Below are 13,224 nucleotides of genomic sequence, written 5' to 3'. Positions count from 1 at the left end.
CCTCCGTCACACGATCATCATATCGTCGCTCTTGGGATCGACGAGCGTGATTTCCCCGGCATCGGCCAGGGTCTTTGCGAGCCGCACGAGCGACGACTGGGCTTCCTCGCAATCGCGGGCGCGGACCGGGCCCATGCCGGCCATGTCCTCGCGCAGCAACTTGGCGGCGCGTTCGGTCATGGTGCTGAAGAACAGCTTCTTCATTTCCTCCGGGGCACCCTTCAGCGCCAGTGCCATTTCGCGCTTGTCGGCATTGCGCACGACCACACCGATCGCGGCGGGCAACAGATTGCCCAGGTCCTCGAACGTGAACATCAAGGCGCGAATGCGGATGGCGGATTCGGGCACGCGCTCGTCGAGTGCCGCCAGCATCTTTTCTTCGGTCGAGCGGTCGAGCGCGTTGAACATGTCGGCCATTGCCTCATGCGGATCGCGCTTGTTGGAGCGCGACAGATTGGCCATGAATTCGGTGCGCAGCGTCTGCTCGATTTCGAGGATGACTTCCTTCTGCACCGTCTCCATCCGCAACATGCGCATGATGACATCGACGGCGAATTCACTGGGCAATTCGGACAGCACGCGCGCGGCATGTTCGGAACGCAGCTTCGACAGGATCACCGCGACCGTCTGCGGATATTCGTGTCGTAGCCCCTGGGCGAGCACGGTTTCGCTGACATTCGACAGCTTGTCCCACATCGTCCGGCCGGAGGGCCCGCGAATATCCTCCATGATGTCCTTGACGCGCTCGCCGGGCAGGATGCCCGAGAGCAGCCGCTCGGTCGATTCGTAGGAGCCGTGCAGCGAGGCCATGCTGGCGACCTCGCCGCTGAAATGCACGAGCAGATATTCGACCACGACGGCGGGGATGCGGCCGAGGCCCGCGATCGTCGCCGACAGTTCCTTGATTTCGTCGACCGAAAGCTGTTCCCAGATCGGCGCACCGTGTTCTTTCCCGAGCGCGAGCATCAAGGCCGCAGCTCGCTGCTGACCGGTGAATCGCTTCATTTCAGGCGGTTCGCCCATCTGCGCCATCATGTTCACCAATTTTCCCCAGAAAATTCGCCGAAAGCACGGCCTTCGAGCGTCTCTCCCTGCTATTATAGGAAGAGTCTTATAGGGATGACGGAGATGTCGGCGGATTTATCGGGGAGCTTGATCGGGCTGAGCCTTATGACGGGCAGCAATTCGTTCGCGGATTTCAGCGCCTCCAACAGCAGCGCCCCCACGATCGAATCCAAAGCCGTGCGCGTCGCCAAGGCGCAGTTTACGACTGCGCCAACGACGCCGCCGTGGAAGGAAACGCCGACGACGCTACCGGTGTCGGCGCAAGTGTCCGCGATCAAGGCGATGACGACGATCATCGACAAGCCCGCGACGGGCCCGTCTGCGCTGCCGAGCGACGTGCAAACCAGCTTTACGACCTATAAGGCGCTCGATCGCTTGCGTCTGCTCGCCGAAACTGCGGCCGCGACCACCAGCAACGCCGCGCAGCGCGCGACGTTGCAGACGACCTTCGCCAAAGGCCTTACGGATTTGCAGAGCTTTTTGGCGCACGCCCCCAACGGGATCCTGGACCTCTCGCTCGCTCAGCCTGCGCGCAGCGCGACGAGCGTCGGAATTCCGTCCCCCGATGCGTACACGGTGAAGGGGCCGGAGGTGGCGGCAAGCCGGTCGGACGCGTTGCCGGGAATGACCGGGCAGGAGCAACTCAAGATCACGCTGTCCAAGCCGGGGGCGAGCGACACGCTGACGGTGGATTTGTCGCAGGGGCCGCAACCGCCGACGCTGGATTCGGTCTCGGATGCGCTCAACGCCGCGATTTCCGCGCTGCCGCGCCTCAATTCCGATGGCAGTCTGCAGCTGGACGACAAGGGGATGCAGCAGCAAAAGTGGGTGGCGCACTTCACGCCCGAACGCGGGACCGAAAAATGGGGCCTGACGCTCAACGCGCCCAACGGGGCCGACCGGGTGACGATCGACCAGATCAACGCCAAGCCCGCGCTGCTCGTCGCGACCGGTGAGAGCGGGCCGGTCCCGCTCGCCGCCGGGCAGACGGCGGTTGCCGGTCAGCCGACCGCCACCACACCGACCGCGACGCAGATCTTCCGCTTCGCCGATCCTGCCGGTGCGATGGCGCAAAAGTCGGTGGCGACGCTGAGCGCGCTCGACCGTGTTGCCACCGAACAAGCAAAGATCGCCGGCAAGACGACCAGTTCGACGACAACCTTCAAGACCGATTACAATGGCAAGGCGGTGGCGACCACCACCAAGAACACCGCCGTACAGGCCAATACCGATGCCGCAGCGATGGCGACCGATGCGCAGGGCAATACCTATGTGGTCGGCACGACGCGGGGCGATCTGGGGTCGGAACGCTCCAACGGTTCGGACACGCTGTTCCTGACCAAGCTCGACGGCGCGGGCAAGGTCGTGTGGGAACGGGGGCTTGGCGCGGCCGGGGCCTCCACCGGGGCGGCGGTCAGCGTTGCTGCCAATGGCGATGTCGTGGTGGCGGGCACCGTCACGGGCAGCCTCGACGGGGTGAAGCATGATGGCGACATGTTCGTCGCGCGCTACAGCACGCTGGGCGATGAAGCGTTTACGACGGTCGTGGCGGGCACTGGCAATGATGTCGCCAAAGCGCTTGCCATCGGGAATGATGGTTCGGTCTTCGTCGGGGGCAAGAGCGCGACGGGGGGCGGCGACGCCTTTGTCGCGCGGATCGACTCGACGGGCCACGTTGCCGATCGTCGCGCGATCGATTCGGGTGGAAGCGAATCGATCACGGCGCTGGCGATCGGCAGCGACGGCAATGTGCTGGCGCTGATGAACAACAATGGCACCGCACAAGTGCGCAAACTCGACGCTGGTGCCTTGTCCAACGATCTGGCGACGCTTGATCTGGGCACGGCGGATGCGCGCGCGCTGGCGGTGGGAAGCGACGGCACGGTCGCGGTCGGCGGTTCCGCGAGCGCCGCGCTTTCCGGCACTCAGGTCAATGCGACATCGGGCGGACGCGATGGTTTTGTCGCTCGCATCGACAGTGCCCTCGGCGGTGCGGCGGTCACCTATGTCGGCAGCGCGCAGGACGATCAGATCGACAGTGTCGCCTTTCTCGATGGTGCGATTTATGCCGGCGGGCGGACGTCAGGCACGATCGGCGCAGCGCGCTCGGGCACGGTTGATGGTTTTGTCAGCCGGATCGATGGCGCGACGGGTGCGATCGCCAGCACCACCCAATTCGGTCAAAGCGGGCAGACGACGCAGCCGGTGCGGCTGGCGGTGGCGGCGACCGGGGACAATAGCCTGGGGGCGATCGGCTTCGGCACGGGGACGATCAACCCCGAAGTCTCGGCCAAATTGGTGACCCAGACCGCGCTGCGCGTGGGCGACAGTTTTTCGATCAGTATCGATGGCGGCACGGCCAAGAAGATCACCATCACCGCCGACGACACGATGCAGACGCTGTCGGACCGGATCGGCAAGCTGACCGGCAGCAAGGGCAGCACCAGCACCCCGCGGATCAGCGGCATGAAGAGCCTGCGCATCGATGCCGCCGCCGGTCATTCGATCGAACTCATTCCTGGCACCGGGGATCGCGATGCCCTGTCCAAGCTCGGGATCGCACCGCAGCGGATCGAGACGCCGGTGCCCGTGGCGGCGAATGCGCCGACCGTGCGGCCGGGCGGTGCCTATGGACTGGATCTCAGTACATCGCTGACCTTGGCGACCCCCGCAGACGCCAAGGCGGCATTGGGCAAGATCAAGTCGGCATTGTCGATGACGCAAACCGCGTATCGCTCGCTCTATTGGGACGATACCAAGGCGTCGATCGTCGACAACACGAAGAAGGCGGGCGGTGGCACGGTGAGTGCCTATCAACAGGCGCAACTGGCGGGTTACCAATCTGCCCTCGCGCGTTTGAGCTCGTCGACTTCGGACACGAGCAATAGCGGTTCCCTCGTATCCCTGTTCGGAGGCTAAGCCATGGCCGTTCCCGCGATCCTGTCGGGCATCCGCGCCGAAATGAAGCATCTGGCCGATCGCCAGCGGGTCATTTCGCAAAATATCGCCAATTCCGAAACGCCGGGCTTCAAGGCCCGCGATGTCGCGGCACCCAATTTTTCGGCGCTGCTGGCGGCGCAGGGCGGCGGCGCGGGCGGTGCGCCGGGTATCGCCGTGCCCACCGTGCAATTGACCCCGAGCATGGCGGCGCTCGGCGCGCGCGCGCCGATGGGCGCATCGTCGATCCTCGATACCGATGTGAGCGAGACCAAGCCCGACGGCAACAACGTCACGCTGGAAGATCAATTGCTGAAGATGGGGCAGATCCAGGCCGATTTCGCGGCAATGACCAACATCTATCGCAAACAGCTATCCATGCTGAAGACGGCGATCGGCCATGGCGGGTAAGGCGATGGCCTTATAGCGGCGGTGAATCCGCAGCCGGAGCCGCGCGGGCCACATGCACCGCCATCCCGGTGGCAGCGGCCGCTGCAACAAAGGCGTGGGGCGGCTGGGCCTCGGTCACCAGATCGGCAACATCGGCAAAGTCGGCCACTCGCGTCGTCCCCTTGCGCCCGAATTTGGTCGAATCCGCCAGAACGACGATCCGGCGCGCACGCTCGAGCAAGGCGCGCTTGAAGGTGGCCTCGTCGGGTTCGAAGTCGAGGAAGCCGCGCTCCGCATCAATCGCGCCCATGGAAAAAATCGTCAGATCGGGAACGAAGCCGCCACAATAAGCGATCGCCTCCGGCCCGAATGCGGCGCGATAATCGTGATTGATGACGCCGCCCGCGACGAACAGGCGCTGTTTCGGACGGCCGAGCACTTCGCTCGCAACGTCGATACTGTTGGTGATGATGGTGAGGTCCGGCACCCGCGCCAAGGCGCGAACCAGCCAGAAGCAGGTAGTGCCCGAATCGACCAGGAGGGTCATGCCGGGTTCGACCAGTTCTGCCGCAGCCTGCCCGATCTGCTGTTTGGCTTCGGCTTGTTCGCGAAAGCGCAAGCGATAGGGCGCTTCGAAATCGGCATCCGGTGTGCGCACGCCGCCATGCACCTTCAGCACGCGACCGGTTTGCTCCAACTGGCGGATATCGCGGCGGATCGTTTCTTCCGAACAGTCAAAGCGCGCGGCCAGCTCGGCGATCGACAGGCTGGAGCGCGCCTCGAGCAATTTTAGGATCGCTGCGATCCGCGAACTCTGGATGACGCGCAGCCCCGGAGCATCGTCGAGCGGTGAGAACGGTGTCTGCATGGCGCGATCATATCGCGGCTGTCACACAATGGAAACTCACATTTATCCACATAAAAACCGCCACAAAACCACAAAATGTCACATACTCGTCATGTCCGCGCTCTACCCGCCGGGTCGGGCAGCGCGACTTGGGGCTTTTCCCAGCCGCGCAGGGAGGGCACCACAAATGCGTAAAATGAGTACGGCGATTCTGGCGATCGCAACCGCGACGAGCGGCGTCTTTGCAACCAGCGCGATGGCGCAAACCGTGACCGACCCTGCCGCCGCCACGGACGCGGCCCCAGCCGATATTGTCGTCAACGGCTATATCCAGTCGCTTGCCAAAGCGCGCGCGTTGAAGCGCGATGCCACCATCGTCAAAGACGTGATCGTCGCGGAAGACATGGCGAAGTTCCCCGAACTCAACCTGGCCGAATCGATCCAGCGCCTGCCGGGCGTGGCGATCAACCGCGAGGCAGGCGAAGGCCGCCGCATCACGCTGCGCGGCCTTGGGCCAGACTATACCCGCGTCCAGCTCAACGGCATGGAAGTGCTCGGCAACGTCGATTCGGCGATGGACAGCCGCGGCCAGCGGTCGCGCGACCGCGCGTTCGACTTCAATATTTTCGCCTCCGAACTGTTCTCGCGCATTGAGGTCGAAAAGACCTATCAGGCGGCGCAGAATGAAGGGGGCATGGCCGGTACGGTCGGCCTGTTCACCGCCAAGCCGCTGGAATATAAGCAGGGCATTACCGGCGCGATCTCGGCCAAGCTCGGCACCAACAGCTACACCAAGGACGCGCAGCCGCGCATCGCCGCGATGATCGGCCAGAATTGGGGCGATACCTTCGGCGTGCTGGTTTCGGTAGCGTATTCGAAGCGCAAGACCGAGGAGCAGGGCTACAACACCTATTCGCCGACCCAGTTGAGCGCGAGCCAGATCTCCAGCTACCTCGGCAAGGGCCTCGATATCTCAGGGCTCTCGGCCGACCAGCAGACCAAGTTCAAGTCGGGCGATCTGGTGTTCGCCTCGGGCAACCGCCTGTCGGTGTGGGATGCGCAGCAGGAGCGGCTTGGCCTGACGCTCGCCACGCAGTGGCGTCCGGCGGACAACGTGTTGTTGACGCTCGATGCGCTGCATGGCGAATTCACCACGCACCGCGACGAATATCACCTCGCGACGCGGCCCAACAACACCTCGGGCTCGGTGATCTTCGATACGACCTCGAAGATCAATTCGATCCATTGGGACAGCAGCAACTTTGTCGATGCGATCAGCGTCGACAACGTCACCTATGCCAGCGAACACCGCCGCTCGCTCAACAAAAACCGCTTCAACCAGCTCGCGCTGACCGGAAAATGGGATGTGAATGACAGCCTCGGCTTCGACGGCCATGTCGGCTATGAGGATTCGAAATACACTACCCCGTATGACGACAAGCTGTACCTGCGCGCTTATGGCGGCATGACCACCACCTATGCGGCGGACGGCACCTCGGCGACCAACGTCTATCGTTGGAACACCACCGATGCGTCGAAATATGAGTTCAAGGAATTCTACTTCCGCGAATTCTGGAACAAGACCAGCCTGCGCGAAGCGACCGGCAACGGGCATCTAAAGCTGAGTGACATATTCACGCTGCGCGCGGGGGCGAGCTATCGCCGCTACAGCACGTCGGGCTCCGAAATCTACAATGACGGGCAGTTCCACCAATTCACCGGCAGCCCCGTGACATCCTATGCCGACGTCTTCACGCAGAACGAGGCGGCAAGCTGGATCACCGGCAATTATGCGGCCGCATTTGCCAAATATAACGCCTCGCACACCACCGCCGGTGCAACCGACATCGAAAACACCTACACCGTCACCGAAACGACCAAGGCGACCTATGGCCAGCTCGACTGGGACGGCCATGTTGCGGGCATGCGGCTGCGCGGCAATGTCGGCGTTCGGGCGTATTTCACCGACGTCAACAGCAACGGCCTGATCACCAACAGCGATGACACGCCGATTGGCAGCAACGTTACCAAATCGAGCTATTCGGGCGTGCTCCCGGCACTCAACGCCATTTTGGAAGTCACGCCGAGCTTCCTGATCCGCGTGGCGGCTGCCAAGAACATCAACCGTCCCTCGCTCGGTTCGCTAGCGGCGGCGGGCAGCGCCAATGCCGATAGCGGCCAGATCACCGCAAGCGTCGGCAACCCGAACCTGAAACCATATAAGGACAATGCCTACGACCTGTCGGCCGAATGGTATTTCGGCAAGATCGGCCTGATTTCGGTGGGCGTGTTCCACAAGGACATCAGCAACCTGATCTCGAGCGAAACGCTGTTCAATGTGCCGTTCAGCGCGACGGGCCTGCCGGTCTCGACGCTACCCGGCGTAACGCCGACCACCATCGTCGCGGAATTTTCGCGGCCGGTGAACCTGAGCAAGGCCTATATCACTGGCTTCGAAGCGGCGGCGCAAACCAACTTCACTTTCCTTCCGGCCCCGTTCGACAAGTTCGGTATGTCGGCGAACGTGACGGTGATCGATTCGAACGCGCCGGTGAAGGGTGTGAAGACCCCGATCCCGGGCCTGTCCAAGACCAACGCCAATGGCACGCTCTATTACGAGACCAAGCGCTGGGGCATTCGCGGATCGGCCAACTATCGGTCGTCCTATCTGCGCAGCGCCTATGACGGTTCCAATCCGGCGAGCGAGGACGGTTTCGACGGCACGGTGTATGTCGACGCAGCGGCGTTCGTGAACCTTACCAGCAAACTGCGGCTGACGGTGGACGCAATCAACATCGCCAACACGACAGAGGTGCAGTATAACAGCATCTATCACCGCTTGCATAACGAGACTCAGAGTGGCCGTACCGTCTTTGCCGGTTTCACGCTGAAGTTCTGACGACCCCCTCCGGGCGGCGCGTCGAGCTTGTCGGCGCGCCGTCTCTTTGTGAATGGACGAACGCCCATGTCGCTGCCTCCCGCCGATCGCCGTGCCTTTCTGAAGACGCTGATGGCCGGTGGTGGCGCTGCGGCGGGAGGCATGTTCCCGTCGATCGCGCGCGCGCTCGCCATCCCCGCCAATCGCCGCGCGGGGACGGTGATGGATGTCGAACATGTCGTGATCCTCACGCAGGAAAACCGCGCCTTCGACCATTATTTCGGCGCGATGCCGGGGGTGCGCGGTTTTGGCGATCGCTTTGCCATTCCGGTGCCCGATCTGGGCGAACGGCGCGGGGCGACGGTGTTCGTGCAGCCGAGCGAACATGCCGGCCCGCCCGACTGGATCGCGCCCTTCCACCTCGACACCAAGCGCGATTTCCGGCTGATGCGGCCGCTCGGCACGCCGCACGGTTTCCCGGACAGCCAGGCGGCGTGGGACAATGGCCGGATGGGCGGCTGGCCCAAGGCCAAGCACGACCATGCCATGGCCTATTTCACGCGCGAGGATATTCCATTCCAATATGCGCTGGCCGAGTCCTTCACGCTGTGCGACGCCTATCATTGCGCGCTGCATCTCAGCACCAATCCCAACCGGCTCTATGTGTGGACCGGCACGCACGATCCGCAGGCGCGCGGGCATGGCCCGGCGATCGACAACGGTTATGACGGGTTGGAAGATCCGCGCGGCCATGGCGGCTATGCCTGGACGACCTATCCCGAGCGGCTGCAGGCGGCGGGGATCAGCTTCCAGATCTATCAGCAGATGGAGGACAATTTCAGCGACAACCCGCTGATCGGCTTCCGCCGCTATCGCGATGCGCGCACCGCGACGTCGGGGCCGGACGCCGATTTGATCCGGCGCACGCTGACCACGCGTGGGCTCGATCTGCTCAAGGCTGATGTGCTGGCCGACAAACTTCCCCAGGTCTCGTGGATCATCGCGCCGACGGCGGCATCGGAACATCCCAGCGTCTCAACGCCCTTGCAGGGGGCGGATTATACCGCGCAGGTGCTCGATGCGCTGACCGCGAACCCCGAGGTGTGGGCCAAGACAGTGCTGCTGCTCAATTTCGATGAGAATGACGGGTTGTTCGACCATGTCCCGCCGCCCGCACCGCCCGCGCACGATCCGCGCGATCCGGCGCGCTTGCTGGGCGGCACGACGGTTGCCGCCGAGGACGAATATCACCGCCATTCGCAAGGCGAGGCCGATGCGGCGTATCTCGGCCGCCCTTATGGGCTCGGGCCGCGCGTGCCGATGTATGTCGTGTCGCCGTGGAGCCGCGGCGGCTATGTCGCGTCCGAAGTGTTCGATCACACCAGCGTCATTCGCTTCCTCGAAACGCGCTTCGGCGTGGCCGAACCCAATATCAGCGCCTGGCGGCGCGCGGTGTGCGGCGATTTGACCTCGTGTTTCGATTTCTCGCGCGCCGACGACCGGGCGTTTGCCAGCGCCTTGCCGCCAACGCGGGCGCTGTCCGAACGAGCGGCGACGCTCAAGGAGACGCGCCCGCTGCCACCCGCCGCGCTGACCGCGCCGGTGCAGGAAGCAGGCATCCGTCGCCGCCGCGCAACGCCCTATCGGCTCGATGCGACGCTGATGGCTGCGGCGGGGCAGGTGCCGGGGTTGCTGCTGTCCAACACCGGGCGCGAGCGCGCGGCGGTGTTCCATCTCTATCCGCTGACCGATCTTGCGGGCGGGCCGCGCCGCTATACCGTTGGCGCAGGGCAATCGCTTGCCGCCGAACTGCCGGTGGGCGCGGATGGGGCCTATGATGCGTTTCTGCTCGGGCCGGCCGGGTTTCACCGGCGCTTCACTGGGCGCAGCGCGGGCTTTGCGCCGATGCTCGAGGCGAAGGGAGTGCGGGTACGCAACCATGGTCACGCCGCACTGACGCTGACGGTGCGCGATCTCGCTTATGGCCAGCCGCCGCGCACGCTGGAGGTCGCTGCGCATGCCGAGAGCGTGGTGCCGATCGATCTGTCGGGCAGCCACGGTTGGTACGATCTGCTCGTCACCAGCGCGACCGAACAGGTACGCCTTGCCGGTCATCAGGAGAACGGCGGCGAATCCTTCAGCGATCCGGTCGCGCATGGCGCGGCACCGCTGGTCATCGCCTCGCCCAACCCGGCCGCGTGACGCGACCGGGGCTTCAATAATACGCGCGCGCCAGCACCTCCGCCTCGATCGCGCAGGCGGCGGGATCGACCTTGGGGGCGGTGGCGCGGGCGCGGGCGAGTTCGACGCGCGCCAGCTCGAGCTGCTGGCGGAACGATGCGGAGCCGTGCAGTACCGCTGAGGCGGCGGCCCCCGCTTGCCAGCCGCCCTCAACCGCGCTGGCCGAATGCGCGCCGCAAATCACGCGGCTTTCGCCCGCCTGGCGGCCGCGTGCGAGCAGCTCGCTCGCCCGGTCGGGCGCGAGTTCGGCGAGCAACAACGCCTCCAGCCAGCCATTGGCGGCATGGCCCGAGGGATAATCGCCGCTGCGGGCGAGCGCGGCGGTGCGCGCCTGACACATGGGCGCGTCGTTGTCGGCATAGGGCCGGGCCCGCGCGTAATGGGTTTTGACGGGCTCGACGAGGAAGCCCGCGCCCGCCCGGTCGAACAGGCTGGCGAGGATCGGCACGTCGCTCGCCTTTAAGGTCACGCCGAGCGCACAGGCATAGCGCGACAACGGGCCATTCTCGACATCGCGCTGTGCAATCTGCCAGCGCGGGCTGCCTTCCAGCGCGCGCGTTGCCTGAAAGATCGCGCGGTCGGCAATATCGCGCGCCGATCCGGCGGTGGGCGGGGCGGACAGGATCCGCACGCCATCCACGGGGTGCATCCAGGGATCGCCGATCGCGGCGACGGCGCTGCCCATTGCCGCAACCGCGACGAGGCCTGCGAGGAAAAGCCGCTTAGACATCGAGCCGCATCTCCCCGATGGCGGGGTCGGTGCGGCCCGGTCGTCCGTTTTCGACCTTGCCCGCGAAACGGCGCAGAAAGGAGGAATCGTCGGGCGAGCGTATCGTCAGATCATACCAGCGGTCGCTCGCCGCCAGATCCCAGCGGTCGCGCAGCGTCGCACCCGCAGGCACGCTGAAGGCACGGGTTCGCAGGGTCGACGCTGGATAGGCCGGGTCGAGCGTGATCGTATAGCGGAGTGGTACAGTACCGGGGTTGGCGAGCGAGAGTTCGACCGCATCCTGGCTGGGCAATGCAAGCAAGCCTACCTCCGCCGTGCCCGCCAGCGTTCCGGCATAGCGGCGCAGCAACCCGTCGGGGCCGATCACGCTCAGGTCGTAGCGGTCGGTGACGGTGCCGTCGTCATGCCACTGCGTGCTGGCGTGGCGGTCGCCCGCGCCGATCGTAAAGTGCCACGGGCCGCCGCGATCGAGATTGTCGTGGACGGTCAGCACCGCACCGGTCGTGCCGCGGTTGATCAGGTCTAGGCGGAAGCGCCGATCCGCGTCGACCCGACCGAGGATGTCGAGCCGATAGGGCAGGGCGCGGGCAGGGCGTTGCCCGGACATTTGCCGGGATGCGCTTTGCACCGCCGGAATCGCCGTGGCGCGCCCGGCCTGCGAGCGCACGATGCGCTGTTCGAAATCGGCGGTGCCGGGCAAGGCGAGGCTCGCCCAGTCGCGATTGGGTTGTGCGAAATCGAAGGCGGAGATGAGATCGCCACACACTGCGCGCCGCCACGGACCGATATTGGGCTCGGCCACGCCGAAGCGCGCCTCCAGAAAGCGCAGCACCGACGTGTGGTCGAACAGTTCGGAACAGACGAAGCCGCCGCGGCTCCACGGCGACACGAGGAGTGCGGGCACGCGAATGCCAAGCCCGATCGGCTGCGCGCCCTGATTGTCGCCGCTGGCATAGTGTTTTGCTTCACCGGCGATCGACACCGTGCTGTGGCCCGGCAAGTCCCCCACCGGCGGGACGGGGGACGGCATATGGTCGTAAAAGCCGCCGCTCTCGTCATAATTGACGATGAACACCGTCTTGGCGAAGACTTCGGGATGGTCGACCAACGCGGCGATCAGTTCGGCGCAGACATGCTCGCCGCGCGCGGGCACGGCGGTCGGATGTTCGGACAGGTCGGCGGCGGTGACGATCCACGACACTTGCGGCAAAGTCCCCGCCGCCAGATCGCGGCGAAAGCCCTCGACCAGTTGCTCCCCGTCCGAGCGCGTACGCTCGGGCCCGGTCTTATGCTCGCTCACCCAAGATCGACCACGCCGATACAAAGCGGAATCGCGCGCGCAGGGGCGGAAGGCGGGAAAGACCGACAGCGTGTTGTCGCCGAAATTGTCATATTCCTGATAGACCTTCCAGCTTACGCCCGCTTGTTCCAGCCGCTCGGCATAAGTGGTCCAGCGATAGGCATCGGGGCGCAGCGGCTGGTCGGTCGCCATGTCGGCGCTGGGCGTTTCGTCCTCGCCATAATTGTCCATTTCGGGATCGCCGCCGACCGTGCCACCGCCATTGCAGCCGGTGAACAAATGCAGTCGATTGGGATAGGTCTGCGTCAACGTCGAGGCGTGATAGGCGTCGCAAATCGTGAAGGCGTTGGCGAGCGCATAGTAAAAGGGCAGGTCGCCCGCGCCATAATGCAGCATCCGCTGGTGCAATTGCCGCGTCGCGCCCCAGCGATCGCACCGACCCCGGTTGAAGATGGTGAGATTGTGCTGATGGCCCTGTTCGGAGCCATCGACGCGGAACGACTGCGTTGTGGTCGAATCGCCGTGGAAGGGCAGCACGAAGCCATCGGGATGCTGCGCGCTCGGTTGCGCCCACACGCTGCCCCCGCCGGGGAGGCGCAGCGGACGCGGATCGCCCAGCCCGCGCACGCCATTATAACTGCCGAAATAATGATCGAACGACCGATTTTCCTGCATGAAGATCACGACATGCTCGACATCGCGGATCGTGCCGGTCGGGCTGTTGGCAGCGATCGCGGCGGCGCGCTCGATCAGACCTGGCAGCATCCCGGCTGCGCCCGCACCGGCCCCCGCCGCCATCTGCAGAAACCGCCGTCTGGTCGCATCGTTCACAGGTA

8 protein-coding genes are annotated in these 13,224 nt (G+C 64.8%); 4 read left to right on the top strand and 4 right to left on the bottom strand.

The features are described 5' to 3' along the window. Nucleotides 1-6: 6 nt before the first annotated feature. On the bottom strand, nucleotides 7-1,035 hold the full coding sequence (locus EJC47_RS12705; RefSeq protein ID WP_126848217.1) for a flagellar motor switch protein FliG: 1,029 nt from the start codon (nucleotides 1,033-1,035) through the stop codon (nucleotides 7-9). Nucleotides 1,036-1,128: 93 nt separating this feature from the next. On the opposite strand from EJC47_RS12705, the gene EJC47_RS12700 reads away from it, so the two are divergent. Both EJC47_RS12700 and EJC47_RS12695 read left to right on the top strand, forming a co-directional pair. After that, nucleotides 1,129-3,984, top strand: a complete 2,856-nt coding sequence (locus tag EJC47_RS12700) for a hypothetical protein (protein WP_312845344.1) — start codon at nucleotides 1,129-1,131, stop codon at nucleotides 3,982-3,984. A gap of 3 nt (nucleotides 3,985-3,987) precedes the next feature. Next, entirely contained in the window at nucleotides 3,988-4,413 is a 426-nt protein-coding gene (locus tag EJC47_RS12695) for a flagellar basal body protein (RefSeq protein WP_033966233.1), read from the top strand. 10 nt (nucleotides 4,414-4,423) lie between these two features. Here EJC47_RS12695 and EJC47_RS12690 read toward each other — a convergent pair whose 3' ends face one another. Further along, a complete protein-coding gene (locus tag EJC47_RS12690) occupies nucleotides 4,424-5,260 on the bottom strand; it encodes a DeoR/GlpR family DNA-binding transcription regulator (RefSeq protein WP_033966232.1) in 837 nt (278 codons plus the stop codon). A gap of 166 nt (nucleotides 5,261-5,426) precedes the next feature. Here EJC47_RS12690 and EJC47_RS12685 point away from each other — a divergent pair, with 166 nt between their 5' ends. Both EJC47_RS12685 and EJC47_RS12680 read left to right on the top strand, forming a co-directional pair. Beyond that, nucleotides 5,427-8,138, top strand: coding sequence for a TonB-dependent receptor (locus EJC47_RS12685; RefSeq protein WP_033966231.1), 2,712 nt, complete (start codon nucleotides 5,427-5,429; stop codon nucleotides 8,136-8,138). 66 nt (nucleotides 8,139-8,204) lie between these two features. Further along, nucleotides 8,205-10,319, top strand: a complete 2,115-nt coding sequence (locus EJC47_RS12680; RefSeq protein WP_126848158.1) for a phosphocholine-specific phospholipase C — start codon at nucleotides 8,205-8,207, stop codon at nucleotides 10,317-10,319. 13 nt (nucleotides 10,320-10,332) lie between these two features. Here the strand turns inward: EJC47_RS12680 and EJC47_RS12675 are convergent, their stop codons facing one another. Together EJC47_RS12675 and EJC47_RS12670 are read right to left on the bottom strand one after the other, a co-directional pair. Then, nucleotides 10,333-11,088, bottom strand: a complete 756-nt coding sequence (locus EJC47_RS12675; RefSeq protein WP_126848156.1) for an acid phosphatase — start codon at nucleotides 11,086-11,088, stop codon at nucleotides 10,333-10,335. Continuing rightward, nucleotides 11,081-13,219 carry a phosphocholine-specific phospholipase C gene (locus tag EJC47_RS12670; protein WP_126848153.1) on the bottom strand — a complete coding sequence of 713 codons (2,139 nt, stop codon included), beginning with the start codon at nucleotides 13,217-13,219 and terminating at the stop codon, nucleotides 11,081-11,083. Before EJC47_RS12670 ends, EJC47_RS12675 begins: the two co-directional genes overlap by 8 nt. Between the last annotated feature and the right edge of the window lie 5 nt (nucleotides 13,220-13,224).

Origin of the sequence: Sphingomonas sp. TF3 (assembly GCF_003985085.1) — a bacterium.
In the GTDB taxonomy this organism is placed as follows: Bacteria; Pseudomonadota; Alphaproteobacteria; order Sphingomonadales; family Sphingomonadaceae; genus Sphingomonas.
This window is presented reverse-complemented; position numbering and strand designations above follow the sequence as displayed.